At 59.5% G+C, this 25,627-nt stretch carries 23 protein-coding genes and 1 other RNA gene; 16 read left to right on the forward strand and 8 right to left on the reverse strand.

Going from position 1 to position 25,627, the window contains the following annotated elements; genetic code table 11:
• The first annotated feature begins 2 nt into the window (after positions 1-2).
• The 14 genes from HMPREF2928_RS04910 (at position 3) to HMPREF2928_RS04975 (ending at position 12,284) form a co-directional block, all read left to right on the forward strand.
• Positions 3-776 (forward strand): ABC transporter ATP-binding protein, encoded by a 774-nt coding sequence (locus HMPREF2928_RS04910; RefSeq protein WP_005505398.1) that lies wholly within the window; start codon positions 3-5, stop codon positions 774-776.
• Positions 777-1,244: 468 nt separating this feature from the next.
• On the forward strand, positions 1,245-2,507 hold the full coding sequence (locus tag HMPREF2928_RS04915; protein ID WP_070687517.1) for a TadA family conjugal transfer-associated ATPase: 1,263 nt from the start codon (positions 1,245-1,247) through the stop codon (positions 2,505-2,507).
• Positions 2,507-3,361: a type II secretion system F family protein gene (locus HMPREF2928_RS04920; protein ID WP_070687518.1), complete on the forward strand. Its 855-nt coding sequence runs from the start codon at positions 2,507-2,509 to the stop codon at positions 3,359-3,361. Before HMPREF2928_RS04915 ends, HMPREF2928_RS04920 begins: the two co-directional genes overlap by 1 nt.
• Entirely contained in the window at positions 3,358-4,290 is a 933-nt protein-coding gene (locus tag HMPREF2928_RS04925) for a type II secretion system F family protein (protein ID WP_070629383.1), read from the forward strand. Before HMPREF2928_RS04920 ends, HMPREF2928_RS04925 begins: the two co-directional genes overlap by 4 nt.
• A gap of 108 nt (positions 4,291-4,398) precedes the next feature.
• Positions 4,399-4,626 (forward strand): hypothetical protein, encoded by a 228-nt coding sequence (locus tag HMPREF2928_RS04930; RefSeq protein ID WP_070615005.1) that lies wholly within the window; start codon positions 4,399-4,401, stop codon positions 4,624-4,626.
• On the forward strand, positions 4,626-5,081 hold the full coding sequence (locus tag HMPREF2928_RS04935; protein ID WP_070687519.1) for a TadE family protein: 456 nt from the start codon (positions 4,626-4,628) through the stop codon (positions 5,079-5,081). Before HMPREF2928_RS04930 ends, HMPREF2928_RS04935 begins: the two co-directional genes overlap by 1 nt.
• Positions 5,047-5,553 carry a pilus assembly protein TadE gene (locus HMPREF2928_RS04940; protein ID WP_168165532.1) on the forward strand — a complete coding sequence of 169 codons (507 nt, stop codon included), beginning with the start codon at positions 5,047-5,049 and terminating at the stop codon, positions 5,551-5,553. Before HMPREF2928_RS04935 ends, HMPREF2928_RS04940 begins: the two co-directional genes overlap by 35 nt.
• Positions 5,516-6,139: a pilus assembly protein TadG-related protein gene (locus tag HMPREF2928_RS04945; protein WP_083311381.1), complete on the forward strand. Its 624-nt coding sequence runs from the start codon at positions 5,516-5,518 to the stop codon at positions 6,137-6,139. The genes HMPREF2928_RS04940 and HMPREF2928_RS04945 overlap by 38 nt, the downstream gene beginning before the upstream one ends.
• Before the next feature lie 262 nt (positions 6,140-6,401).
• Entirely contained in the window at positions 6,402-7,529 is a 1,128-nt protein-coding gene (gene prfB / locus HMPREF2928_RS04950) for a peptide chain release factor 2 (protein ID WP_005508590.1), read from the forward strand.
• Positions 7,530-7,547: 18 nt separating this feature from the next.
• Positions 7,548-8,042, forward strand: coding sequence for an SsrA-binding protein SmpB (gene smpB / locus HMPREF2928_RS04955; protein ID WP_005505423.1), 495 nt, complete (start codon positions 7,548-7,550; stop codon positions 8,040-8,042).
• Positions 8,043-8,169: 127 nt separating this feature from the next.
• On the forward strand, positions 8,170-8,625 hold the full coding sequence (locus HMPREF2928_RS04960) for a DUF4190 domain-containing protein (RefSeq protein ID WP_049349499.1): 456 nt from the start codon (positions 8,170-8,172) through the stop codon (positions 8,623-8,625).
• A gap of 239 nt (positions 8,626-8,864) precedes the next feature.
• On the forward strand, positions 8,865-9,752 hold the full coding sequence (locus tag HMPREF2928_RS04965) for a DUF4190 domain-containing protein (protein ID WP_049345766.1): 888 nt from the start codon (positions 8,865-8,867) through the stop codon (positions 9,750-9,752).
• A 313-nt stretch (positions 9,753-10,065) separates the two neighbouring features.
• Positions 10,066-10,438, forward strand: a transfer-messenger RNA (tmRNA) gene (gene ssrA / locus HMPREF2928_RS04970).
• Between the two features lie 1,246 nt (positions 10,439-11,684).
• Complete coding sequence (locus HMPREF2928_RS04975) at positions 11,685-12,284, forward strand: hypothetical protein (protein ID WP_070604480.1); 600 nt, start codon at positions 11,685-11,687, stop codon at positions 12,282-12,284.
• A gap of 114 nt (positions 12,285-12,398) precedes the next feature.
• Here HMPREF2928_RS04975 and HMPREF2928_RS04980 read toward each other — a convergent pair whose 3' ends face one another.
• The 8 genes from HMPREF2928_RS04980 to HMPREF2928_RS05010 form a co-directional block, all read right to left on the reverse strand.
• Complete coding sequence (locus HMPREF2928_RS04980; protein WP_070604482.1) at positions 12,399-13,334, reverse strand: inositol monophosphatase family protein; 936 nt, start codon at positions 13,332-13,334, stop codon at positions 12,399-12,401.
• Positions 13,335-13,415: 81 nt separating this feature from the next.
• Positions 13,416-14,543 carry a ribosome small subunit-dependent GTPase A gene (rsgA, locus tag HMPREF2928_RS04985; RefSeq protein ID WP_070604484.1) on the reverse strand — a complete coding sequence of 376 codons (1,128 nt, stop codon included), beginning with the start codon at positions 14,541-14,543 and terminating at the stop codon, positions 13,416-13,418.
• Positions 14,544-16,034: a 3-phosphoshikimate 1-carboxyvinyltransferase gene (aroA, locus tag HMPREF2928_RS04990; protein WP_070687521.1), complete on the reverse strand. Its 1,491-nt coding sequence runs from the start codon at positions 16,032-16,034 to the stop codon at positions 14,544-14,546.
• Between the two features lie 261 nt (positions 16,035-16,295).
• A complete protein-coding gene (rsrA, locus tag HMPREF2928_RS04995) occupies positions 16,296-16,628 on the reverse strand; it encodes a mycothiol system anti-sigma-R factor (RefSeq protein WP_083311382.1) in 333 nt (110 codons plus the stop codon).
• Positions 16,629-16,716: 88 nt separating this feature from the next.
• Positions 16,717-17,457 (reverse strand): sigma-70 family RNA polymerase sigma factor, encoded by a 741-nt coding sequence (locus HMPREF2928_RS05000; protein WP_070687524.1) that lies wholly within the window; start codon positions 17,455-17,457, stop codon positions 16,717-16,719.
• A 157-nt stretch (positions 17,458-17,614) separates the two neighbouring features.
• Entirely contained in the window at positions 17,615-17,689 is a 75-nt protein-coding gene (locus HMPREF2928_RS09320) for a 50S ribosomal protein bL37 (protein ID WP_095343185.1), read from the reverse strand.
• A 230-nt stretch (positions 17,690-17,919) separates the two neighbouring features.
• Positions 17,920-18,519: a GDSL-type esterase/lipase family protein gene (locus tag HMPREF2928_RS05005; RefSeq protein ID WP_005505446.1), complete on the reverse strand. Its 600-nt coding sequence runs from the start codon at positions 18,517-18,519 to the stop codon at positions 17,920-17,922.
• A gap of 220 nt (positions 18,520-18,739) precedes the next feature.
• Positions 18,740-22,417, reverse strand: a complete 3,678-nt coding sequence (locus HMPREF2928_RS05010) for a multifunctional oxoglutarate decarboxylase/oxoglutarate dehydrogenase thiamine pyrophosphate-binding subunit/dihydrolipoyllysine-residue succinyltransferase subunit (RefSeq protein ID WP_070687843.1) — start codon at positions 22,415-22,417, stop codon at positions 18,740-18,742.
• 590 nt (positions 22,418-23,007) lie between these two features.
• Here HMPREF2928_RS05010 and HMPREF2928_RS05015 point away from each other — a divergent pair.
• Both HMPREF2928_RS05015 and HMPREF2928_RS05020 read left to right on the forward strand, forming a co-directional pair.
• On the forward strand, positions 23,008-24,342 hold the full coding sequence (locus HMPREF2928_RS05015; RefSeq protein ID WP_070687528.1) for a hemolysin family protein: 1,335 nt from the start codon (positions 23,008-23,010) through the stop codon (positions 24,340-24,342).
• Entirely contained in the window at positions 24,339-25,421 is a 1,083-nt protein-coding gene (locus HMPREF2928_RS05020; RefSeq protein WP_049361912.1) for a hemolysin family protein, read from the forward strand. The genes HMPREF2928_RS05015 and HMPREF2928_RS05020 overlap by 4 nt, the downstream gene beginning before the upstream one ends.
• The last annotated feature ends 206 nt before the right edge of the window (positions 25,422-25,627 follow it).

Raw genomic sequence — 25,627 nt, forward strand, 5'->3', positions numbered from 1 at the left:
CTGTGGATATTAAGAAGCTTGAGTTCCCGCCGGTGAGCCCGGACGCTCCCGTGGTGATTCACGTGGAGAATTTGGTGAAGCGCTTCGTTCTGCGCCACACCCGTTCGATGAAGGAAGCTTTTGTGTGGCTGATTAAGGGCCGCAAGGGTGATCTTTCGGAGAAGTTCAATGCGCTCAACGGCGTGAGCCTGGATATTCGTCAGGGCGAGCGTGTGGCTCTTCTGGGTCTGAACGGCTCGGGTAAGTCCACGCTGCTGAAGATGATTTCTGGTGTGATGCGCGCCGATGAGGGTGAGGTTCTCACGCGCGGCAATATTGCGGGTCTGATTGAGGTGGGCGCTGGTTTCCACCCGGATCTGACCGGCCGCGATAATGTGTACCTCAACGGCGCGATTTTGGGTATGACCAAGGATGAGATTGAGGCTTCCTTTGATTCGATTGTGGATTTCGCTGAGATTCACGACTTTATCGATACAGAGGTGAAGTTCTACTCTTCGGGTATGTATCTGCGTCTGGCCTTCTCGGTTGCGGTGCATACGAACCCGGATATCTTCCTGGTGGATGAGATTCTTGCGGTGGGCGATGAGCCGTTCCAGAAGAAGTGTATTGCGAAGATTCAGGAGCTGTGCTCTGCCGGTAAGACTCTTGCCGTGGTGAGCCACGACCTGGATTTGGTGTCGAAGATTTGTGACCGCGGCGTGGTGCTGGAGCACGGTAACCTGCGTTTTGACGGTCCGATTAAGGAAGCTGTGAAGGTGATTCGTGGCGGCGACTAACCGCTAGATGTATCGCTTGTGATGGGGCGTGTATTCCCGATGGGGGAGTGCACGCCCCTTTGCTGTACCTGGGAAGGAGCGCCCGAAAGTTGCGCACGGGAAGGCGCTGCTGCTGGGTAGGGTTCTTGCGGTTTACTAGGGGGGGCTGCGGCTTTTAAGACGAAATGTTACGTGTGCACCGAGTGTAATATAGCGGTGGTCAACGGTGAGCGGTTCGAGGAGCGTACCTGCAACTGTTCTGCGAGTCACAGCTGACTAGGTGTTTTGGATTTTAGTGCACGTTGGGTAACGATATGTGCAATTCTATGCATCAAAAATACTTAAATACTATACTCGTAAATATTAAGGGGCATTTTATTACATTTTGATAAATTTGATGCGCTGAGGGTAGGGTGATGGTGGCATTGATGTATCAATGCTTCACTGTATTCCACACAACCACACCACGCACAGCATCGGATCATTTCAATGGAGAACACCGTACTGGATACCAGGGCGGAGCATCTAACTCTGCTCGAGGAGAATATCCGTGAGGCAATGCGCCACCGCAGCCTGGACCCGCACGAGGACCAGCATGCGGTGCGCGGGCTCATTGACGAGCACCTGACCGATTATGAGCAGCGGCGCGCCCGCATTTCCCTGCCGGATTTGGGTGACCGCGAATCCGTGATTCAGCGCCTGCACGATGAAATCTGCGGCTTTGGTGTGATTCAGCCGTTCCTCGATGACGAGAGCGTTGAAGAAATCTGGATCAACTCTCCCGACGAAATCTTTATCGCCCGTAACGGCGAAAGCGAATTGACCGGTCTGCACCTGAGCGCCGAGGCGATCAATAGCTTGCTGGAGCGCATGCTCAAGCCTTCGGGTCGCCGCGTGGACCTTTCTTCCCCGTTTGTTGATGCATCCCTGCCGGATGGCTCCCGCCTGCACGCGGTGATTCCGGATATTACTCGCAGGCACACGAGCATCAATATCCGTAAGTTCGTGGTGCGTGCCCGCCGCCTGCCCGACCTGGTGCGCATGAACTCGCTGAGCGCCGGCGCGGCGTCCCTGCTGCACGCGGCGGTGGAGAGCGGCATGAACATCCTCGTTTCGGGTGCAACCCAGGCGGGTAAGACCACGATGCTGAACTGTCTGTCGGCGTCTATTCCGCCGCGTGAGCGCGTGATTACGTGCGAAGAAATCTTTGAGCTCGCGGTTCCGCTACGCGATGTGGTGGGCCTGCAGTGCCGCCAGCCGAACCTTGAGGGCACCGGCGCGATTGAGTTGCGCCGCCTGGTCAAGGAGGCTCTGCGTATGCGCCCGGACCGCATCCTCATTGGTGAGGTGCGTGAGGCGGAGTCCCTGGATATGCTCATTGCGCTCAACGCGGGTCTGCCAGGTATGTGCACGATTCACGCGAACTCGGCGCGTGACGCGGTGACCAAGATTTGTACCCTGCCGCTGCTGGCGGGCGAGAATATTTCCTCGGCGTTCGTGGTGCCGACCGTGGCGTCCTGCTTTGACATTGTGGTGCATTGCGGCCGCGATTCGCGCGGTCAGCGCCAGGTCGAAGAGATCAGCATGCTGGGCGGCCGCGTTGAGGACGGCGTGATTGAGATGTCCCCGCTGTTTGTGCGCCGTGACGGTCAGATGGTGTGCGTAGCGTTGGAGCTGCCGAACCCGGACCGTTGGATTCGTGCCGGTCACCGCCCCGAGCAGGTGCTGGCTGCGGCGAAGGCGGGTCAGTAATGCCCCTGTTTCTGAGCCTGATTTTGGGGTTGGGCGTCTGCCTGATTTACCTTTCCTGCTTTCCTGATAACGGCAAGCCACCGAAGCCGAGTAACGACCCGGCGCTGGTTGTGGCGTTGCGTAAGGCGGGTATGCATTCGCTGACTCCTCGCACGTTCATGTGGGTGAGCGTCGCCAGCGGTGTGACTGCCTCGGTTCTGTTGCTGATGGTCACTCAGCTTTTGCCGCTGGGTCTGCTGGGCCTGATTGGTGGTTTTGCGGCGCCTCGCGTGATTGTGAATCATCGTGCCCGCGCGGCGGATGCCCGTATTTGGCAGTTGTGGCCGGATGCGGTGGACCACCTGCGTTCGGCGATTCGTGCCGGTTTGTCCTTGCCGGAGGCGCTGATTCAGCTCTCGTACCGCGGCCCGGAAGAGCTGCGTGATGCCTTTGCCCATTTCTCCCGTGATTACCGTGCGTCGGGTGAGTTCGTGCCCTCGCTGAACCGTTTGAAGGAGTACCTCTCTGACCCGGTGGCGGACACCATTATTGAGGCGTTGAAGATTGCCCGCGAGGTGGGTGGTTCGGACCTGGGTAAGCTGCTGGGCACGCTGAGTGATTTTCTGCGTGAGAATGCGCGTACCCGTTCGGAGCTTCTGGCTCGCCAGTCGTGGACTGTGAATGCGGCTCGTCTCTCCTGTGTGGCGCCCTGGTTTGTGCTGTGTCTGATGGCGACTCAGCCTGCCGCGCGCATGGTTTATAACTCGTTTGCCGGTGCGATGCTGATGATTGCCGGTGCCGCTATTTCTTTGGCGGCGTACCGTCTGATGCTGCGTATTGGTGAGTTGCCGCGTGAACGGAGGGTTTTCGGGTGAACCTGCCTCTGATTTTTGGTCTGCTGTTGGCGACCGGCGTGGGTCTGATTCTTTCGTCGGTGCTGAATACTCGCAGTATTTCGTTTTCTGATCGTGTGGCGTCGCAGCTGCGCGGTGAGACTCTGCGTGAGTCGCTGTTGAAGGAGCAGGAGCGCCGTGAGCCGAGCCTGCTGGAGGCGATTTCGGCGTTCTGTGCGCCGCTTCTGCGTTCGCTGTCTTCGTCGTTGAGCGGCTCGTCGCTGAGCGATAGTTCAGTGCAGGAGCGTCTGCGTCGTGCTGGCTCTTCGCAGAGTGTGAGCGCGTTTCGTGCTGAGCAGCTGCTGTGGGCTCTTGCCGGTGTGACCGTCATGAGTGCCTTGACCGTCATCGGCGTGGTGCAGGAGCGTTTCTCCATCCTGGTGGCTCTTGTGCTGGTGCTGGTGAGCGGTTTGAGCGGCTTTCTGGCGCGTGACTGGTGGCTGGGTGAGGCGGTGACTAAGCGTGAGAAGCAGCTGGTTGCTGAGTTCCCGGCGCTGGCGGAGATGATGGCTCTGTCGGTGACGGCGGGCGAGTCGGCGCTGGCGGCTTTGGAACGTATCTGTTTGACCTCTCGCGGCGAGTTGGCTCGTGAGTTTTCTGAGATTTTGGCGCAGACCCGCACCGGTATTTCGCTGCTGAGCGCGTTGCAGGAGTTTGCGGAGCGTACTCGCGTTCCGGCGTTGAGCCGCTTCGTTGAGGGTATTGCTGTTGCGATTGAGCGCGGTACCCCTCTGGCTGATGTGTTGCGTGCGCAGGCTCAGGATGTGCGCGATAACGCTAAGCGTGAGCTGATGGAAACAGCCGGTAAGAAGGAGATTGCGATGCTCGCCCCGGTGGTGTTTTTCATCCTGCCGCTGACTGTAATTTTTGCGGTCTTCCCGGGCCTGTCGCTCATGCGTTTGAACTTTTAGATTTTGCGGCGGGTACACACTGTACCGGCTGCACCGCGGTGGGCTGGGCTGATTGCCTGGCGCGCCGCACCAACCACACACTACCCCCTTTGATAGAAGGAGAAAATTATGTTCCGTCGTTTCCGCACCACCCTCACCGTGCTGATCGCCCTGGCTATCGCATCTTTGCTGGCTCTGCGCCTGAAGAACAAGCAGGATGACCCCGAGCGCGGCGACGTGCCCGGCTGGGTCATGATCACCATGATGAGCGCCGTGCTGGTTGCCGCTATCCTGGCGATTGCTCAGCCCGCTCTGACTAAGATGTTCAACGACGCGATTGCTCTGGTTCACCAGTAATGCGTAAGTCCCGCATCGCTTCTGAGCTGATTGCCGCTGAGCTATCCTCCGCGGAATATTCTGTGGAGGAGAGCGAGCGCGGTGACGCCAGCACGGAATTCGTCATGGTCGGTGCGCTGTTGGTGTTGCTGACCATGGCGATTCTGCAGGTTTCTTTCGCCCTGTATGCACGAACCATGTTGGTGGATGCTGCGGCGGCTGGGGCACGTTACGGTACGATGCGTGACCGCACTCCGCAGGAGGGCATGGAGCGTACCCGTCAGATGATTGAGGGGGTTCTTCCGTCTTCGTATGCTGAGAATATTTCGTACCGTCAGAGTAGTGATTCTACGGGTGTGCGCACTTTGGAGGTGACGGTGAAGTCTCCGTTGCCGGTGCTGGGCCCGTGGGGTTTTCCGGATTCTATTGAGGTGAAGGGGCATGCGATTTATGCGGAGCAGCGTTCCGGTGATTAGCGACTTTTCGCTTCGGCAGCGTGTGAAGGAACGCCTGAAGAGCCGCTCTAATCGGCATAATCCTGAAGAGGGTAGCGCCATTGTGGAGTTCCTGGGTTTGGGTATTACTCTGCTCATCCCGGTGCTCTACGGCATTCTGACGATTTTTAGCTTGCAGTCTTCGGTGATGGCGGCTCATGCGGCGAGCGCCCAGGTGGTGCTGTACGTGCAGGAGCAGCCGCAGGACTCGTCGGTTGGCCCGGATTTGGCTCAGCGTCTGGCGGTGCATGCTGCCGCGGATTACGGGGTTGAGCCTTCCGATGTGAGCGTGTCGTTGAGCTGTGCGTCGGGGGAGTGCGTCTCGGGTACAAAGGCGTACGCCACGGTGACGGTTCAGGCGCGTCTGCCGCTACTGCCTTCGTTTATGGGTGGCGGCGTGATTCCGGTGAGTTCTCATGCGACGAGTTGGGGGTCTGGTCATGCTGATTCCTAATGGTTCGCCCGCTCACCTGTTATCGCCGGCTCGCCTGCTTTCCTCGGTGCGGGAGCGCTACGCTAACGCATGCCGTCGTGCCCGTCTACAGGTTCGTGCCCGTGCGCAGAGCCGGGCGCTCGCCGCTGACCCGATCGCCTCAGACCGCCTCGCCGCTGACCCGGTCGCCTCAGACCCGGAAGAGGGCAGCATTGCCCCGCTGATTGTGGGCATGCTGGCGTTGCTTCTGCTCATCGGTTCGGTGACAGTGGCGATTACGGGCGCGTATCTGCAAACTCAGCATCTGCAGGATGTGGCGGACGCTCAGGCGAACTCGATTACCCGCACGATGCGCACTCCTGATGAAGCGAGTGGTTCGGCGGCGTGGGAGTATGCGAGCGCGTACCTGGCTGAGGTTCAGCCGGGGCAGGATTTTCATGCGTTGCGTCTGGAGAATGTGTCCGTGGATTCTGATCACAGTGTGCACGTGTACCTGTCGGCTCGTATTCGTCCGCCGCTGCTGTCGATTCTGGTGCCTGATGGTATTGAGGTGACCGCTCACGGTTCGTCGCGTTTGAAGACGAGCCAGGGTCCGTCCACCGATTAGTGCGTCCATCAACGGCGCACGGGCGTATCGGCGCACGGGCTTATCGGCTCACTCGCTTATTGGTGTGTTGTGAGCCCCTTAGACTGCGAGGGCGCATCCGCAAGGTAGTGTAACGGCTAGCGGATGCGCCCTCGTTTTATGCCCTTTTTAGGTCTTCGTTGCGCGGGTTCTTCCCTCTGCCTGCCTTATCCTTCTGCGCTGTGGGCTGTTGCGGGCTGTAACGGCGGGACTTTCTGGCCGTTTCGCGATAGTGTTAAAAGCTATGGCATCCTTCGACTTTTCTGCTGAGATTAAAGAGCTTCGCGCGATTTTCACCTCTATTGCTGCTGTGAGCGATATTGAGGGGATTGAGCGCGCTATTGAGGACCTGTCTGCGCAGGCTGCCGCACCCGATTTGTGGGATGACGTGGAGAACGCGCAGAAGGTGACGAGTGCACTGTCGTATAAGCAGTCGGAGCTGAATCGTCTGCGTTCGCTGTCTTCTCGCATTGATGATGTTGAGGTGATGGTGGAGCTTGCCGAGGCTGAGGACGAGGAAACTGCCGCCGAGCTGCTTGCTGACGCTGAGCGTGAGTGCGCTGAGATTCGCGCCAAGCTGGAGGAGCTTGAGGTGCTGGTGCTGCTGTCGGGTGAGTACGATCAGCGTGAGGCTGTGGTGACAATCCGTTCGGGCGCCGGTGGCGTGGATGCTGCTGATTTCGCGGAGATGCTGCTGCGCATGTACCTGCGGTGGGCGGAGAAGAACGGCTACCCGACGAAGGTTCTGGACACCTCCTACGCTGAGGAGGCGGGCCTGAAGTCGGTGACCTTCGAGGTGAACGCACCGTACGCTTTTGGCCGTCTGTCGGTGGAGGCGGGTACTCACCGCCTGGTGCGTATTTCGCCGTTCGATAATCAAGGCCGCCGCCAGACCTCGTTCGCGGCGGTTGAGGTGATTCCTCTGATTGAGCAGACGGATGCTATTGAGATTCCCGAGTCTGAGATTAAGGTGGATGTGTTCCGCTCCTCGGGCCCGGGTGGTCAGTCGGTGAATACGACGGATTCGGCGGTGCGTATGACTCACTTGCCGACCGGTATTGTGGTGTCGATGCAGAATGAGAAGTCGCAGTTGCAGAACCGTGCGGCGGCTTTGCGTGTGCTGCAGTCTCGCCTGTTGCTGTTGCGTAAGGAGCAGGAGGACGCGAAGAAGAAGGAGCTTGCCGGCGACATTAAGGCAAGCTGGGGTGACCAGATGCGCTCCTATGTTCTGCATCCGTACCAGATGGTGAAGGATCTGCGTACCGGCTACGAGGAAGGTAATACCTCTAATGTTTTGGATGGCGGTTTGAACGCCTTTATTGATGCTGGTATTCGCTGGCGCGCTTCGGGGCGCGCGGCTGAAGAGAGCTAAGACGTGAAGGATTGAGTGATGGCTCAGAAAAAGAAGAAAGACGCGAAGAAGGACCCGAATAACGCGATTATTGCCCAGAATAAGAAGGCTCGCCACAATTACAACATTGTGGATACCTATGAGGCGGGCATTGTTCTGCTGGGTACTGAGGTGAAGTCTCTGCGTGATGGTGGGGCGTCCATTGTGGATGGTTTCTGCCAGGTGACCGATAACGAGATGTGGCTCGAGGGTATTCATATTGCGGAGTATGGTTACGGTACGTGGACGAACCATGCGGCTCGTCGTCGCCGTAAGCTGCTGCTGCATCGTTCTGAGATTAATAAGCTGGCGCAGAAGCTGAAGGAGACCGGTTACACGGTGGTTCCTCTGAAGCTGTACTTCTCGAATGGTCGCGCGAAGGTTGAGATTGCTTTGGCGACCGGTAAGCGTGAGTACGATAAGCGTCAGGCTTTGCGTGAGCGTCAGGATGACCTGGAGGCGCGCCGCGCGATGCGTTACCGTAACCTCGGTTAGGGCTGAGGCAACGGCTGGATGCGCGGCTGGTTCGGTGACTGCCGGTAGGGGCGGGGCGCGGTTCCTCGCGTATAATGGTTGAAAATTCGCGGTGTACCGCGAGCACCATACGTTTTTGAGGAGACACATGTCTGAGAACCCGAACTACCAGCAGAACCCGGGCGAGTTCATCCCCGCACCGCAGCAGGCACCCGCATACAACATGCAGGGCGGCTACCCCGGCTACCAGCCGACCCCGAGCTCGGCTCTGGCGATTGCTTCGCTGATTCTGGGTATTATTGGTCTGCTCACTGGCTTGATGGTTTTTGGTGCTGTTCTGGGCCTGGTCGGCGTGATTCTGGGTATTGTTGCCCTGGTGAAGGTGAAGAACGGTACCGCTTCCGGTAAGGGCATGGCGATTGGTGGTATTGTCACCGGCGCGCTGGGCATGATTGCTGCTGCTGCTATGATGGTGCTCGGCATTGTTCTCGCGAGCCAGTGCGTTGAGAACGCGGTGCAGGATTCGAACGGTAACTACGTGTGCACCATGGCCGGTCAGACCATGACCCTGACTCCCGAGGACTACGACGCTGCCCGCCGCTAAGCCGCGTTGAGCATATAGAGACGTGAAGGGACCGAATAGTGTTGAACTATTCGGTCCCTTGCTCTGTTTCTGCGCTGATTCTGCCCGATTGGTGGATTCTGGGGGATGATTCTGGAATCTTGGACTTCATAGATGACCCAAATGGCGGCTTATTTATATAATGGAACCGAACTCAGCGCGCAATGGTGCGTTGGGCGAGTATAAATTGTTCGCTGCAACTGTGAAGGAAAGAACGACGGATGTCTGAGAATAACTACGGAAACAACCAGGGGAACGCACAGAACCCCTACGCTGCTCAGCAGCCTAATTCTTCCGCCCAGAGCTCGTACGGTCAGGATTACGGCCAGGCTCCTTCGGCACAGAACACCTACGGCCAGGATTACGGTCAGAGCGCATCCGCTCAGAACACCTACGGCCAGGCACAGCAACAGAACGCTACTCCGCAGAACTCGGCCCAGCAGAACCAGTACGGTCAGTTCGGTGCGCAGTCTTCTTCGCAGAATGCTTACGGCCAGAACGCTGCTCAGGGTACCTCCGCCCAGGGCGCTGCGACTCAGAACACCTACGGTCAGGCTCAGCAGCAGTACGGCTATGGTCAGGACGCTTCCTACCAGGCGCAGCCCGCTCAGCAGAACCAGTACGGTTACGGCCAGGAGGCTTCCTACCAGGCGCAGCCCGCTGACTACAACTACCAGCAGAACTCTTACCAGCAGCAGCCCCAGCAGGATGCTTACGGTTACGGCCAGCCCGCGGGTTACCCGTATGCGGCTCCCGTGACGAAGAAGGCTCCCGGCATGGCGCTGGCTGCGATGATCCTCGGTATTGCGGCTGTGCTGACCGGTTTCCTCGTATTTGGTATTCTGCTGGGTATTGCCGCGATTATTCTGGGTGCGCTGTCCCTGAAGAAGACTAAGGAAGTTGGCGCGGGTAAGGCATTCGCGCTGACCGGTATTATCACCGGTGCGGTGTCTGTCCTGATTTCGATTTGCATGCTTTTCGTATACATTTCTTTCTTCCAGACCGCTGAGAAATGCCTTGAGGTTGGTACCGAGGACGGTCACGGTAACGTGGTCTGCCAGATTGGTGACAACCCGAACAACCGCATGACTGTTCCGGCTCACCGCTAAGGTTTGACCGCCTAATTTTGACTGCCTAATTTTGGCTACCCAGTGCGGTACGCGAACGGGGTGGGGCTCCCAGATGATCTGGGGAGCCTCACCCTGTTTTTTATGCGCTGTGTCAGGCTATGGTGTTGCTGCTGCGCTGATCTGTTCGCTTTATTCGCCTCTAGCGGAGGGTGTACCTGCGTGGGTGGGGGACTTGCACGCCGTTAAACATCTTAGATATACTGAATCTCTACCGTGTTTGAATGGCACCGCGGCATCAAGGTATGTCGAGGAAAACTTTCAGAAGACGGTGGGCTTTTTGATAAAAGCATAGGGGGATGATCGGTTTCGACGATGTGAGTTGAGATGGGTGAAGCGTGCCGAGGATGCAGGGTTATCTCGTTAACGCCCTCTGCAAAAAATTAAGTGCAGAATCTAAGCGCACTGACTTCGCACTCGCTGCCTAAGCGCGAGTTGCCGTCTGTCGGCCTGAGCATGCCTTTGGCTCAGTTACCGGCATCGACTTAAAAGGCCACTGCTGCTAGCCCTTGTTGCGGGGGTTAGCGGGACTTTTACGTGACTAGGTTCGTCGGTATATGTGTTTATGCAAGTACCGGAGCCGAAAAGTAGCGTTCGCATAAACTGCGCACGGAGAAGCCCCGTTGACGCCACATCGGACCGGGGTTCGATTCCCCGCATCTCCACGATCTCCCAACCGCCCGCTCACCTTCACGGGTGTGCGGCGGTGATAATCGGTTCCAATCCAGAGGAAGAACCGCGGTAGGTTTCTACCACCCGGCAGGACGCCCCACGGCGTCACCTGCCGGGTATTTTTATGCCCAATTGTCGGTCTGTTCTGGGGTGTACCGGCGTGCTCGTGGGTTGGGCGTCAAAAAGTTTGGGCTAACGTCAAAAAGTATGGGCTGGCGTCGAAAGGTTTAGACGGACAGCATCTTCATCCGCACCGACCCTGCCGGGACCATCAAACCCGACAAAGAAAAATCCACCGAGAAGATCGACGGCGTGGTGGCCACCATCATGGGCCTCGACCGCGCGATTAAATGCGGCAGCGGACCCGACACTGAGAGCGTGCATGACAGAAGAAGCATATTTTTCATGTAATGTAAATTTACGTGTTACATCTGGCGAGACTCTCTGATAGACTGCTGAGTAGTGATGTAAGATACATCACTATGTGACGTGGGAATGCAATCACAACCGCAATTTCTGCTTGGAATTGGGGGCTAGCTGCTTCCACGATTGCAAGAGCTTTAGGGCCAGCATTTGTTGGTGGTTTTGGAAAAGCCCTTGGAGGTCCGGCAGCAATTGCCGCTGCGCTAGCTGTTGCAGCAGTGTCCTGCACTCTCACTCTTTAACCTGGGAGAGGTCCAATGCGTACGAAGAATATATTTACACTAGGATTTTTTCTCACTATTGTTCCGGTGTTCTGGGTGATTATCTCATTTGCCAGAGACGGGGAGTTCTTTAATCCAGTATCAATTCTAAGTGCAATTTTAGGAGGTCTTTTGGTCACTTTTGCAGCCAGAAGGACGCTTGAGAGTGATTCAAAGTTCCCTAAGGGACCTCCTAAGGGACCTAGTAAGTAAAACATCGCTTAGAAGTTTCTAAGAGGAAGAACCGCGGTAGGTTTCTACCACCCGGCAGGACGCCCCACGGTGTCACCTGCCGGGTATTTTTATGCCCAATTTCGGTGTCACTCGGGGCGTGCCTGCGTGCTTGGAGGGTGCTCAGGTGACCGCATTGTAATGAGAACGTCATCAGAGAAGACGAAAACGCACCCTATGCCGTAGTATCGAAGGGTAGATATCGTTGTTCGGTGTCGGCTGTTCATTCAACCTCATCGGCAACGTACGAGAGCAACCCAAAAGTCGCTTATAGGCGCACCACCGCTACGATGCGGTAGCTACTATGACGACCACTCAAGGACACACCATGGAAAACCAGATTCCCGCCCCCTCCTTCCCGGAGCAGAGCAACGCAAACTCCCCGCAGCCGGTACCTGCAGGCGTAGCACCCGGCGCTCCCCTCAGCGCCGCACCCGGTGGCCCCGCCCTGGGCGTGGCACCCGCTAACGTGCGCGACCGCGACGACAGCTACCAGCGCATCCCGGACATCTACCGGGTGCCGGCTGAGCACCGCCGCCCCTACGGCGAGACCACCGGTGATTTCCGCGGCCCCGGCTACTTCTACTCCATCGGCGCGTTCGGCGCTTCCCTGGGCGCCCTGGCGCTGACCCTCTACGCGTGGGTTCAGGTAGCGGCACTCCACTCTGAAGCAACGCTCAACTCCCGCGGCTATAGCTCCTCTGCGTATAGCTCCGGTTTGAGCCCCAACATCATGGTGATTGCTCTGCTGCTCGTGGGCCTGATCCCGGTCGGTGTTTCCATTTGGCTTGCCATCTACTCGGCGAAGGTGAACGCCGGTCACGTCACCAAGTACACCTCGAAGATGACGACCTTCAACATTCTGGCGTACATCATCTCGGGTCTGAGCCTGCTGGGTCTGCTCGGCACCCTCACCATGCTGTCCTAAAACTGACAACGCTTGCTCTCATAGCGATACATAGCGAGGCGGCGGCTTTCCACTTACCGGAAAGCCGCCGCCTCGCTATATTGTCACCGTCACCGGGGAGGGGGGGAGTGCAGGCTAGGGTTGGGGCGCGAGCGCCTCCAGCACCTGCTGCTGGACCGCCGCCGTATTACTTGCCACCAGGGACACCGGGTGCACACCGGCGGCTGAAACGCCCGCGTTCTCGGGCAGGTCGCCCTCCAGGGTGGAGGCGACGCCGCCAGCCTCACGAATCAGCGGCAGTAGCGCCGCCACCTCATAGAAAGACAGGGATGCGTCCACGACGGTGTCCACGGCACCCTCAGCGAGCATACACGCCGCCCAGAACGAACCGTACGCACGGGAACGACCCACGCAGCCCAGAAGCTGTACAAGCTCGCCAGAGCGGTCCACAGCGCCTTCAGAGGCCGCCTTCCAGGAAGAGAGGTCGGTGTACGCGGCAGACAGTTGATCCAGCTGAGTCAGCGAAGACACCTCAAGACGAGTAGCCTGCGCCAAAGACTTACCCGTGTACGCGCCCGAACCGCGAGCAGCCCACCAGCGGCGACCCAGCGCGGGTGCAGACACCACACCCACCACCGGCTCACCCTGATCCAGCAAAGCAATCAGAGTCGCCCACACCGGCACGCCGCGGCGAAAATTATCCAGCTCCGCAATCGGCGCAATCACCCACTGACGCGCCGCCTGACCGTTATAGCCAGCATGCGCACCGACAATACCGTCACGAGTACGCACACGTGACAGTTGCGCGCGCAGAAGCTCCTCAACCTCCTGAGCCACACCCGAGGCGTAATCGGCAGGCTCCTGCACCTGCGGCTCCGCGGGCTGCTGAGTAGCCTGCTGCCACGGCGCCAACGGTGCCGCAGCGGGTGCCGCCTCGGCGGGCTCTAGTGCCTCGGATGCGGGGGAGAAGACCGGGCGGTCACGAAAACGCATGGCGCTCACACGATCGACGCTATCGGCAAGAATATGCGCAAGACGCAAATCGTCGGTGTACTGCTGGGGACGGCTCATGGTAATGCTCTTCTTCAGTATTCGGTGATGTAGTCAGCAAAAATGTGTGTGTAGTGCTGTGTGTAATGCAGGGCAGAGAACCTAGACGAGAGCGCCCAGTTCCTTCTCCGAATCGCCCTCTTCAGGAGTCAACAGCAGTAGCTTACGCAAGGAGTCCAGGCGGGCGGGACCGCTCTCACCGGCGTGACCGGCAGCAACGTACGCCTCCAGACCGCACTCGGGAGCCTGCGCCGCGTGAGTACACGCCTTCGGGCAATCCGCCGCACCGGGTGCCAGGTCCACGAACGCCTCCACGACGGTCTCCGGCGGCACATGCGCCAGACCGAAAGAACGAATACCCGGAGTGTCAATAATCCAGGTGCCCGGCTCCATCGGGTCGCCGTTCGCATTCACCGGACGCAACGCCAACGCCGACGAGGAGGTGTGGCGGCCACGGCCCGTCACCGCGTTCACATGACCGGTCGCACGCTCGGAGCCGGTCAGGGCATTCACCAGGGTCGACTTACCCACACCCGAATGGCCCAGAAGCACCGACACCTGACCCAGCAGCTCCTGCAGAAGCTCCTGAACCGGTGCCGACTCCAAACCGGCAGCGCCCTCCTGGCTCGGCGCCAAACCATCCGAAGACGAAGACAGCACAATCTTCAAACCGCTTGCCGCATAGTAATCCAGCAGGTTCTGCGGGTAGCGCACATCGGTCTTCGTAATGCACAGAATCGGCTCGATACCGGCATCAAACGCCGCCACCACGGCACGGTCAATGAAACCGGTACGCGGCTCCGGGTTCGCCGCAGCAACCACAATCACCAGCTGCTGAGCATTCGCCACGACCACGCGCTCCGACGGGTCGGTGTCATCGGCGCTACGGCGCAGAATCGAGGTGCGCTCGCCCAGACGCACAATGCGCGCCAGGGTATCCTTCGCGCCGGAGGTGTCACCCACCAGGTCCACAAAGTCGCCGGTTACAATCGCGGTGCGGCGTAGCTCCTTAGCGCGCGCCGCAATGAGGGTACGCTCCTTCTCGGTACCCTCATCCACGACGACCGACCAGCGGCCGCGGTCCACCGTAATGACCCTGCCACGAATCGCTTCTTTGAAGGTCGGGCGGTCCTTCGTGCGGGGGCGGGAGCCCTTCTTGTTGGGGCGCACGCGCACATCCGACTCATCCCATTCGGAGAAATCGCGCACGTTCATGCGGGAAGAACCCATTTAGAAGACCTCCTGGTCAGCGGTAGCATCAGCGGTGGAGGCGCCGGTCTGCCATTGCGCCAGCATGTCCTCCCACATTGCGGTAAATTCGGGCATGGTCTTAGCTACGGTGGCTACGTTCTGCACCACCACATTGGGGCGGCGCAGACCAATAATCGCCGCGAAGGTCGCCATACGGTGATCGTCGTAGGTGCGCGCCAGAACCGGCGCAGCCTCAGCGGCAGCGGGGATGAGCGCCTCAATCACCAGCGAATCGGCGGTGTCGTGGGCGGTGCCTCCCAGGCGGTTAATCTCAGCGGCGAGCGCTGCGAGGCGGTCCGTCTCATGACCGCGCAGATGCGCAATACCGGTCAGCTCAACGCGACCCTTCACGAAAGCGCAGGCAGCCGCCATGGTCGGCGCCAACTCGCCACCGGCAGACAGGTCAAAGGAGAAGTCACCCTCGGGAAGCTGCGCCGGACCGATCACAGTCAGACGGCCCTCAGCGTAGCGAACCTGCGCACCCAGCGCGGGCAGAAGCTCACGCCACATATCGCCCACCTGGGTCGTACCCGCCGAAGAATCAGCCGCGGGTGCCGGCCAGTGAGGAATAGTTACCGACTCGCCGGTCACCACCGCGGCGGCAAGGAACGGACCGGCATTCGACAGGTCCGGCTCAATGGTCATCTCAAAGCCGGGGAAAGAACCGGGGTGAACCGTCCAACGGTACTCGCCGCCCTCTGTTTCGTTGCCTTGGTTCGGGTAGTGTTCCTGCACCCGAATACCCATCTGGCGTAGCGCCTCCACGGTCATCTGAATGTGCGGGATGGACGGCACCGAAGAGCCCTCGTGCACCAGCACCATGCCCTGCGGCAGGCGAGGCGCCATCAGCAGCAGAGCCGAAACGAACTGGGACGAGGTCGAAGCATCAATACGAACCACGGGCGCCTCAGAAACCCCCTCTACGCTCGCCAGACCGGGGGAGCGCAGCACGAAGGGCAGAGCGTTCTCGCCCTGCTCACAATCTACCTGCACACCCAGCTGACGCAGACCCTCCAGAACCGGACCCATCGGACGCTGACGAGCGTGCGGGTCACCGTCAAAAGCGAACTCACCCGGCAGTAGCGCCGCCAGAGCGGGCACAAAACGCATCACGGTACCCGCAAGACCGCACTCAATCGACACGGTGCGCGACTGAGCGGAATGCGCTTCCACAAAGCTCAGGGGAGTGACTTTTACATCCGGACCGAACGGCGAATCGGTCGGCACCAGCTCAATACCCGCACCCAGCTGACGCAACGCCTCAATCATCAGCGCCGAATCGCGCGAATGTAGCGGCGCACGCAAATACGAGGGGGAATCAGCCAGAGCCGCAAGCAACAGATAACGGTTCGTGAGCGACTTAGAACCCGGAATATGCACCAGCGCGTTCTTGCCAGCGGCTTCGCTGGAGGCGGGTGCCAGGGGAGCGGGCCAATCACCGGGGGAAAGCTGCACTGCTGCGTCGCTCATACATCCTCTTCTGGTTCAAATCATGGGGAGGGCACAGACTCAGAGACGCTGCGCCGGTTAACGTCTACCCCTATTCTACCGGTTGAGGGTTTGCGAGCCGCTGAGGACTCCAGCGGTGAGATAGGCAACACGAACCAGACAGCGCGAACCAGACAGCGCGAACCAATCAATACGCGTGAAGGCGGCGCACCGTTATTGGTGCACCGCCTTCACTCATCATCAGATGTCTGTACCCCCAGTGGGGCAAGAGCCTGAGGCAGCTTAGAGGCTAGCCTCGGCGCAGAACTTCTGCACATCCTGCAGCAGACGCGCCTTCAGCTGCTCGGGCGCCTGCTGAGTGCACGAAGAACGCATCTTCTCACGAATCATCAGCTCAAAGTCCTTCACATCCGCGCAGTCGGGGCAGGCATCCAGATGCGTCTGAACCGTGCGCAGCTGCTCGGGGCTCAGCTCCCTATCGAGGAATTCGTAGAGGCGCTTGAGGGTCGCTGAGCAGGGCTGGCCGCCGCAATCCTCCAGCGGCTCAGAAGCCGCAGGGGCATCGGCGGCTTCGGGGGCTTCGGGGACAGAAGAATTCTTGTCTGTGGTTGACATCGGGGTTCCTTTCACACGGAAGGTATAAAGCGTTAGGGGAGTCTAACCCCAACCTCATGGGGGCTAGCTCACCTGTAGAAGAGCGAAGCTAAGAATCCGCAGGCGCCTCGGAGCCAGAGCCCGCCGGAGGGGACTTTACGCCCTTGGCCGCCTTAGTGCCCTTAGTAGCCTTTGCCGGCTGCCCCTTAGCGCTCGCCTTTGCTACGGCTTTCGCCTCAGCCTTCGCTTCTACCTTTGCGATGGTCGACGGGCGCAGACCGTTCTCACGCGCATAATCGAGCAGCTTCTCACGCAGAATACGGCGGCCACGATGCAGACGAGACATCACCGTGCCCAGGGGGATATCCAGAATCTCCGCAATATCCTTGTACGCGAACCCCTCCACATCGGAGTAGTACACCACCATGCGGAAATCCTCAGACAGCTCATTCAGAGCCTCACGAACCTCCGTATTCGGCAGGGCACTCAGCGCCTCCGCCTCAGCAGAACGCAGACCCACCGCATCATGCTCACCCGCCTGAGCCAGTTGCCAATCCTCCACCGTCTCACCCTGAGACTGCTGCGGCTCACGCTGACGCTTACGGTACAAATTGATGTACGTATTCGTCAGGATGCGGTACAGCCATGCCTTCAGGTTCGTACCCTCGGTGAACTGGTGGTACGAAGCAAAAGCCTTCATGTAGGTTTCCTGCACCAAGTCTTCAGCATCGGCAGAGTTGCGGCTCATCCGCAGGGCAGCAGCGTAGAGCTGATCCACATACTGCATAGCGTCCGCGGTAAAGCGTTCGCGTAGCTCGCGGGTATCCGCCGCGGTGTTGGTTCCAGCCATGTTTCTCCTCTACAGGAACGCGCCAGGCGTTCACTTCCATAACGTAGAATTCTTCTCTTTATTCCGCAGAATGCGCACAAACATCTGCGGGTAAAGCAAAACCCCGGGTCCGAATAATATCCGAAACGCCGGGGTTTTAAAGTGTATGCAAGATACCTTATGCGTTGGGGCGCTTACCGTGGTTTGCGCCGCCCTTACGACGGTCCTTGCGCTTACGACCGCGCTTGCTCATCAGAGCCTCCTTATAGTGTTCATGGATGCACGCCCCACCTTCGCGGTGCGTGCCCCCTATTACCTGCCCTAGCAGAGGCGGTCACCGAAAACCGGTGCTCCACGCTATAAGGGCAACGCCGTCTATTTTTTCATAGAAACGGCATGATTGCATCTTGGAACCGGGATATGAGCTAAAAAACACGAACTTTCTTCGCATCAGCTCACAACCCCAGCCGGGGGAGCGGGCTCTTAGCCGTGCTCAGGAATGTTCAGCCAGTTGTACCAGCCGCGGTGCAGAACCAGCCACGCCATCAGACCGTAACCGGACTGACCCGGACGACCATCATTCGCAGCAAGATCGTTACGCCACTGCTCGTGGTGAAGTAGCGGGTTGAACGTATCCACGTACACGTGGTTACGGCGGGTCACCACATCCGCGTATGCCGCCGACAGGTCAGCGATACGGCGGTTACGCTCAGCGTCCAGGGTCGGCGGCGGGCCAACAACTAGAACCTTAATGTTGTTCTGCGACGCCATGTCCACAATGTTCGCCAGGTTCAAACGCGAACGAGCGCTGGTCAGACCCAAATCAATGTCAAAGGTCGACGGAGCAATAATGAGGCGGTTATCAGCACCGGGAACGAAGCGGCGGCGCGCCTCCTCGAACCAGCGTGCGTTCAGCTGCTCGCTACCTTCATTGGGGGCGGCAAGGTTATATGCCGCAATGGATGCGGTGGTCTGCGGGGTGCGCGCCATAACGCGGCCAAACCAGCCGAGGGTACGGGGGTCGCCAACACCGGCGAGCAGGTCATCGCCGACTGCCACAATTCGAATATTGCGTTGCTCCACGGAATTCTTTCTTCAGCAGGATGCGCCCGCCGTGAGAGGCGGCAAGGCACGTGAGTAATAGTCTTCATATCTAGGATAAGCGCTTACCGGCCTCTTTTCGAACTTAATACCCTATCCGGTAAGTATCCGAGACTAAAAAACCCGTCTTCCCGCCAGAAACATCTGACGGGAAGACGGGTTTTGAAGAGCTAAATCATGAGCCGATCAGCTGTAGAAGACCTTAGCCTTCGAAGACCTGCTTGAGCAGAGCCTCAGCCTCAGCTGCGTGCAGCTTACCGGTACCGGCAGCCGGGGAAGCAGCTGCGGAGCGGGAAGCAAGACGCATACGGCGGTCGATCAGCGGCTGCAGGTTGAGAGCCATGAACGGCCACTGACCCTGGTTAGCAGGCTCGTCCTGAGCCCACACAACGTCGGTAGCGTTCGAGTACAGAGCCAGCTGCTCCTTGATCTCCTGCTCGGGCAACGGGTACAGCTGCTCCACCGAGACAATAGCGGTCTTGGTGTCGCCGCGGCGCTCGCGCTCAGCTTCCAGATCGTAGTAGAGACGACCGGATACGAAGACCACACGCTCAACCTGAGCCGGGTTAATACCCGAACGGTCACCAATCACCGGCTGGAACGAACCCTCGGTGAAGTCCTCGATGGAGGACGCAGCAGCCTTCAGACGCAGCAGCTGCTTGGGGCTGATCACCACGAGCGGCTTGTACGGACGGTGCTGCGAGTGGCGACGCAGCAGGTGGAAGTGCGAAGCCGGAGTCGAGGGGCAAGCAACAGTCATGTTGTTCTCAGCGCACAGTTGCAGGTAACGCTCAACACGAGCCGAGGAGTGGTCAGGACCCTGACCCTCGTAGCCGTGAGGAAGCAGCATAACCAGCGAGGAGCGCTGGCCCCACTTCTGCTCGGAGGAAGACACGAACTCATCAATGATGGTCTGAGCGCCGTTTGCGAAGTCACCGAACTGAGCCTCCCACACCACGAGCGAGTCGGGGCGCTCCACAGAGTAGCCGTACTCGAAGCCGAGAACGCCGTACTCAGAGAGGAAGGAGTTGTAGATACGGAACTTGCCCTGGTCCTCAGAGAGGTGCTCCAGCGGCGACCACTCTTCATCAGTGATGTGGTCGTGCAGAACAGCGTGACGCTGAACGAAGGTACCGCGCTGAACATCCTGACCGCTCATACGAACGTCGGTGCCCTCCATCAGCAGCGAACCGAAGGCGAGCAGTTCACCCATACCCCAGTTCACGTTGCCGGTGCGGCCCATCTCAACGCGCTGCTCCATGAGCTTCTTCAGCTTCTTGTGGACGGTGAAGCCTTCGGGAGCCTTACCGAACGCGTCAGCGATGTGCTGCAGAGTCTCACGGGAGATCGCAGTCTTACCGCCGTGAACGACCTCGGTGTTCTGCTGAGCAGCGGGCAGTTCCAGACCGGAAACGTGCGCGCCAGCAGGAGCCGGTGCCGAAGACTGAGTCTCGACGAAGATAGCGTCCAGCTTCGAGTGGTAAGAGTCCAGAACTTCGTCTGCCTCTTCCTGAGAGACATCGCCGCGACCGACCAGGTCCTGTGCGTACAGGGTGCGGGTCGAGGGCAGGACGTCAATATCCTGGTACATCTTCGGCTGGGTCATCGACGGATCGTCAGCCTCGTTGTGACCGCGGCGGCGGTAGCAAATCAGGTCAATGACAACGTCGCGACCGAAGCGCTCACGGTACTCGAATGCCAGGCGTGCGGCGCGAACCACTGCATCCGGGTCATCAGCGTTGACGTGGAAGACCGGAGCCTTGGTCATACGCGCAATGTCGGAGGCGTGGGTTGCGGTGCGGCCGTCGTTCGGCAGGGTGGTGAAGCCAATCTGGTTGTTCACCACAACGTGCACGGTGCCGCCGGTGGTGTACGCCTTCAGGTCAGCCATCTGCAGGGTCTCCATGACGATGCCCTGGCCAGCGAACGCTGCGTCACCGTGAATCAGGATCGGCAGGACCGGGTGGCCCTCAACGCCCTGCTCGCGGTAGACGTCCTGCTTAGCGCGGACGATACCCTCGAGCACGGTGTTTGCAGCCTCAAGGTGCGAGGGGTTAGCAGCCACGTACACCTGGGTCTGCTTACCGGAATCGGAGGTGAATACACCCTCGGTACCGAGGTGGTACTTCACGTCACCGGAGCCACCCTCGTAGGGCGCTGCGGTGCCGGAGAACTCACGGAAAATCTGAGCGTAGGACTTACCAGCAATGTTGGTCAGCACGTTCAGGCGACCGCGGTGTGCCATACCAATGGCAACGCCCTTCAGGTCGTTGTTAGCGGCCTTGTCCAGAACAGCATCCAGCAGCGGAATCAGGGACTCGCCGCCCTCCAGGGAGAAGCGCTTCTGACCCAGGTACTTGGTCTGCAGGAAGTTCTCGAATGCCTCAGCCTCAACCAGCTTGGAGAGAACACGCAGCTGCTCCTCGCGGGTGGGCTTAGCAACGCCGCGCTCCAGGCGCTCCTGGAACCATGCGCGAACCTCGGGGTCCTCAGAGTACATGTACTCAACGGACAGAGAGCCGGAGTATGCCTCGTGCAGACGCTCCAGGATGGTGCGCAGCGGCAGACGCTCGGAACCGCCGAAGCCACCGGTCGGGTAGACGCGGTCCAGATCCCACAGGGTCAGGCCGTAGTTCTCCAGCTTCAGGTCCGGGTGCGAACGCATCTTGTAACCAACGGGGTTGGTTGCTGCGGTCAGGTGGCCGTGCACGCGGTACGCGTGAATCAGCTGCTGAATACGTGCAACCTTGGAAATTTCGTGAGCGTCATCGACGTGGTTGTCGCGTGCCCAACGAACCGGCTCGAAAGGAACCTTCAGGTCGCGGAAGATTGCGTCGTAGAAGTCGTCGCCGCCGAGCAGGTAGTGCTCAACCAGCTTCAGGAACTCACCGGAACCTGCACCCTGAATGACGCGGTGGTCGTAGGTGCTGGTCAGGGTAATGATCTTGGACAGGCCCTGCTGGGTGATGAGCTTCTCGGACAGGCCACGGAACTCAGCCGGGTACTCCAGCGCGCCCACACCGATGATGGCTGCCTGGCCCTTGGAGAGACGGGGCACCGAGTGGACGGTACCAATACCACCGGGGTTGGTCAGCGAAACAGTGGTGCCGCGGAAGTCCTCAATGGTCAGCGCGCCGTTACGGCCACGCTTAACGATGTCGTTGTACGCATCCCAGAACTCGCGGAAGCTCAGCTTCTCAGCACCCTTGAGGTTCGGAACGACCAGGTTACGGGAACCATCGGGGCGGGGCAGGTCAATAGCCAGACCAAAGTTCACGTGTGCGTTGTGGATTGCAACGGGCTTGCCCTTCTCGTCCACGCCGTAGGTCACGTTCATCGAAGGCATCGCTGCCACTGCGCGAATTACTGCGTAACCAATCAGGTGGGTGAAGGAGACCTTGCCGCCGCGGGTGCTTGCCAGGTACTTGTTGATGGCAGCACGGTTCTCAATGAGCAGCTTTGCGGGGACCGCACGAACGGTGGTTGCGGTGGGGACAGTCAGCGACTCTTCCATGGTCGTGACAACTGCCTTAGCAGGGCCGCGGAGGGGGACAATCTTGTCTTCAACAGGTTCCACAGGTTCAGCCTTCTTGGTAGCAGCGGGAGGGGTGGGGTTAGCAGGCGCAGCCGCAGGCTTCGGTGCCGCGGGGGCGGGAGTTGCTACAGGTGCGGCAGGTGCAGCCGGTGCGGCGGGTGCCGCAGCAGGAGCTGCACTAGCGGTACCGGCGCCTCCCAGCGCCTTGTCGATGGTCTCAAAAATGGGCCACCATGAAGGGTCCACGAGGTTCTTGTCCTTCTGGTAACGCTCGTACTGTTCTTCAACGAACCATTCGTTACCGGCAAATTCCTCAGGCACCAGATGTTCTGGCAGATTGGGCACGTTAAACGCCTCTTCCAATTAGTGTGAATTTATCCGTCGCGTCCGGGACTCTCCCCGGCATAGACGACCCGCGTCTTCGAGGGGCGAATCATCACGCTGAGCATGTGCGCATCGCCTAAGATGGTGGCCGTATGTGCGGGGTGTGCACCGTACAAACCTGCCTAGCGTGCCGTGAACGTCGGGGTTCATCCGCTTGCTTGGCGGCACACTCATGCTCCTATGTATAAGTGTAAAGAGAAGCACGGTGAACTTTCCAGCTCATCGCGCCATATCCGCAATGCAATTTTTCACTCTTACGGATTAGCAATGAGCCGCGTGTGCAACAAGTGCTGTCTTGTGCTTGTGAGCAGGCACTCTACAGCACTGGGAAGAGACGAAACCTTCGCTAAAATATTGGGTATGGATGACCCTTTGAGTAAGACTCTGACTACTAGCCAGCGCAGAATACTGCCAGCACACGCTGCACCCCATGGCATCAGTGCACCCGAAAATAACCCCTCCTCGAGTGCTCAGCATCTGGACAGGTTGCCTGCTGAATCTCTACTCCAGAACCAGCACAGCGCAAACCACCCCGCGGAGGCGGTGACCGCGTGGATCTGATGCTCCTACTCATCGGCCTGCTCCTCATCCTGGGCACGGGCTTCTTCGTTGCCGTAGAGTTCTCCCTCGTGGCGCTCGAAACCGCCACCGTGCAGCAGGCAAAGGACTCCGGCGATAAAGCCGCCGACGCCGTCCTGCGCTGCCTCAAAACCCTCTCCACTCAGCTGTCCAGCTGCCAGATCGGCATCACCATCACCACGCTGCTGACCGGTTACACCCTCGACGCTGCCATCAAGGCGCTCACCACCGGCGCCATCAGCAGCCTGGGTCTGCCCACCAGCGTGACCGACGTACTCACCCTGGTGCTGGCGATGCTCATCGCAACCCTGCTCTCCATGGTCGTCGGCGAACTGCTGCCCAAGGGCCTCGCTATCGCCGAACCCTACGATGTGGCGCGTCGAGTCGCCCCCGCGCAGCTCGCCTTCACCCGCGTCATGTCCCCGCTCGTGCGCATCATGAACGGCTCCGCCAACTGGATCCTCGGACGCTTCGGCATGGAAGCCAAGGAAGAACTCTCCGCCGCACGCACCCCCGAAGAGCTCTCCTCCATGGTGCGCCGCTCCGCAGAAGAAGGCACCCTCGACTCCGACGCGGCACGCTTCGTGGACCGCACCCTGCGCTTCTCCGAGCTGACCGCCTCCGAAGTAATGACCCCGCGCGGCCAGGTCGCCATGCTCGAAGACACCGCACCCGTTGCCGAAGTTATCGAACTGGCACGCTCCACCGGCCACTCCCGATTCCCTCTCTACAAGGGCGACCACGACAACATCGTGGGCGTCGTACACGTGAAGAAGGCGGTCGGCGTGCCCCCGGAGGTTCGCGAAACCCTCGAAGCCGGTGCCCTCGCAGAAGACGTGCTGCAGGTCCCCGAAACCCTGCACCTGGACGCGCTACTCACCCAGCTACGCCAGGGTGCCCTGCAGCTCGCCGTGGTCCTCGACGAATACGGCGGAACCGCAGGCATCGCAACCCTCGAAGACCTCGTCGAAGAAATCGTCGGTGAAGTCTCCGACGAACACGACCGCGGCCGCACCGAACGCCCCCTACGCTACGGCAACGGCGACTGGGTGTTCTCCGGACTGCGCCGCCCCGACGAAATTAACACCCTCATCCCCGGGCTCGAGGTTGAGGAAAGCCCCGAATACGAGACCGTCGGCGGCTTCATGATGGAACGCCTCGGCCGCATCCCCGAAGTAGGCGACAGTGTCCCCGTACCCGGCGGTACCCTGCGCGTCGACACCCTCGAAGGCCGCCGCGTGGACCGCATCCGATTCACCCCCGCACCTAGCGCACAGGAACAGACCGAGAAGGGAGGCAACGCATGAACGACTGGGTAGCCATCGCACTGCTCGTCATCCTGCTCGCCGGAAACGCCTTTTTCGTCGCCGGTGAATTCGCCATCATGTCCACCCGACGAGCACAAATCGAACCGCTTGCTGAAGAAGGCAATAAGCGAGCGCAGACCGTCATCTACGCGCTAGAAAACGTCTCGCTCATGCTCGCCACCTGCCAGCTGGGCATCACCATCTGTTCCCTGCTGATCCTGAACGTCTCAGAACCGGCGCTGCACCACATGCTGGAGGTGCCCCTGCACCTGGTCGGCTTGCCCCACGCAATCGTGGACGTAATTGCCTTCGGCATCACCCTGATCCTGGTCACCTACCTGCACGTGATCTTCGGCGAGATGGTTCCCAAGAACGCCGCCGTGACCCTCGCCGCCCGCGGCGTGGCTCTCTGGATTGTGCCGACCCTGGTGACCTTCTCCAAGATTTTCGCCCCCGTGGTCGCCCTGCTGAACAACCTGTCCAACAAGCTGCTGGCGCTCATGAAGGTCGAAGGAAAGGATGAGGTCGCCTCCACCTTCACCCTGGGCGAGCTGCAGACCATCGTGGCAACCTCAACCGCAGAAGGCACCGTGGAAGACGACGCCGGCGTGATTGAAAGCGCCCTCGAATTCACCGAGAAGGACGTCTACGAAATCATGGTGCCCGGCGATAAGCTCGTCACCCTGCCCTTCGGCAGCACCCCCGCCGAACTGGAACGCGCCGTGGCACGCAGCGGCTACTCCCGCTTCGTCATTACCGATAGCGACGGAACCTACATGGGTTACCTGCACGTGAAGGATGCCCTCGCCATCGCCCCCGAACGGTTCGAGGAGCCCTTCCCCTGGTACAAGCTGCGTTCCCTGGACACGCTCACCCCGACCACCGATATTGACGATGCGCTCGCCTCCATGCAGCGTAGCCGAACCCATATCGCACAGGTTATGGATGAACAGGGCGTAACCCTCGGCGTGGTCTTCCTCGAAGACGTGCTGGAGGAGCTCGTCGGCGAAATCAACGACACCACCCAGGACGCGGTGCGTGAGCGTGTACGCCGACAGCAGGCGCGCGAAGCCCAGTAATAAGCCCAGTAGCCGTATCGTGAGATATCCCGAATAAAACAGGGAAATCTTGAACACACAGCCCGCCCGGTGCCCTCGTCAAGGAGAGCGCGGGGCGGGCTGTTTGGCGGTCAAAAACGGCTTATGGATGCACCCAAGGGGCACTCTCTCAGACGGCGGGATGAAGCGGCAGTATAAAGTAGCGGTGGGGGAGCACAGTAGGCTGA

The sequence above is a fragment of the Rothia sp. HMSC072B04 genome, assembly GCF_001813725.1.
In the GTDB taxonomy this organism is placed as follows: Bacteria; Actinomycetota; Actinomycetes; order Actinomycetales; family Micrococcaceae; genus Rothia; species Rothia mucilaginosa.

Bases quoted from the DNA above. Each gene is read 5' to 3' on its own strand.
- HMPREF2928_RS04915 (WP_070687517.1), top strand. From the start codon at position 1,245: ATGGAGAACACCGTACTGGATACCAGGGCGGAGCATCTAACTCTGCTC.
- HMPREF2928_RS04920 (WP_070687518.1), top strand. From the start codon at position 2,507: ATGCCCCTGTTTCTGAGCCTGATTTTGGGGTTGGGCGTCTGCCTGATT.
- HMPREF2928_RS04930 (WP_070615005.1), top strand. From the start codon at position 4,399: ATGTTCCGTCGTTTCCGCACCACCCTCACCGTGCTGATCGCCCTGGCT.
- HMPREF2928_RS04935 (WP_070687519.1), top strand. From the start codon at position 4,626: ATGCGTAAGTCCCGCATCGCTTCTGAGCTGATTGCCGCTGAGCTATCC.
- HMPREF2928_RS04940 (WP_168165532.1), top strand. From the start codon at position 5,047: ATGCGATTTATGCGGAGCAGCGTTCCGGTGATTAGCGACTTTTCGCTT.
- HMPREF2928_RS04945 (WP_083311381.1), top strand. From the start codon at position 5,516: ATGCGACGAGTTGGGGGTCTGGTCATGCTGATTCCTAATGGTTCGCCC.
- prfB (WP_005508590.1), top strand. From the start codon at position 6,402: ATGGCATCCTTCGACTTTTCTGCTGAGATTAAAGAGCTTCGCGCGATT.
- smpB (WP_005505423.1), top strand. From the start codon at position 7,548: ATGGCTCAGAAAAAGAAGAAAGACGCGAAGAAGGACCCGAATAACGCG.
- HMPREF2928_RS04960 (WP_049349499.1), top strand. From the start codon at position 8,170: ATGTCTGAGAACCCGAACTACCAGCAGAACCCGGGCGAGTTCATCCCC.
- HMPREF2928_RS04965 (WP_049345766.1), top strand. From the start codon at position 8,865: ATGTCTGAGAATAACTACGGAAACAACCAGGGGAACGCACAGAACCCC.
- HMPREF2928_RS04975 (WP_070604480.1), top strand. From the start codon at position 11,685: ATGGAAAACCAGATTCCCGCCCCCTCCTTCCCGGAGCAGAGCAACGCA.
- HMPREF2928_RS04980 (WP_070604482.1), bottom strand. From the start codon at position 13,334: ATGAGCCGTCCCCAGCAGTACACCGACGATTTGCGTCTTGCGCATATT.
- rsgA (WP_070604484.1), bottom strand. From the start codon at position 14,543: ATGGGTTCTTCCCGCATGAACGTGCGCGATTTCTCCGAATGGGATGAG.
- aroA (WP_070687521.1), bottom strand. From the start codon at position 16,034: ATGAGCGACGCAGCAGTGCAGCTTTCCCCCGGTGATTGGCCCGCTCCC.
- rsrA (WP_083311382.1), bottom strand. From the start codon at position 16,628: ATGTCAACCACAGACAAGAATTCTTCTGTCCCCGAAGCCCCCGAAGCC.
- HMPREF2928_RS05000 (WP_070687524.1), bottom strand. From the start codon at position 17,457: ATGGCTGGAACCAACACCGCGGCGGATACCCGCGAGCTACGCGAACGC.
- HMPREF2928_RS05020 (WP_049361912.1), top strand. From the start codon at position 24,339: ATGAACGACTGGGTAGCCATCGCACTGCTCGTCATCCTGCTCGCCGGA.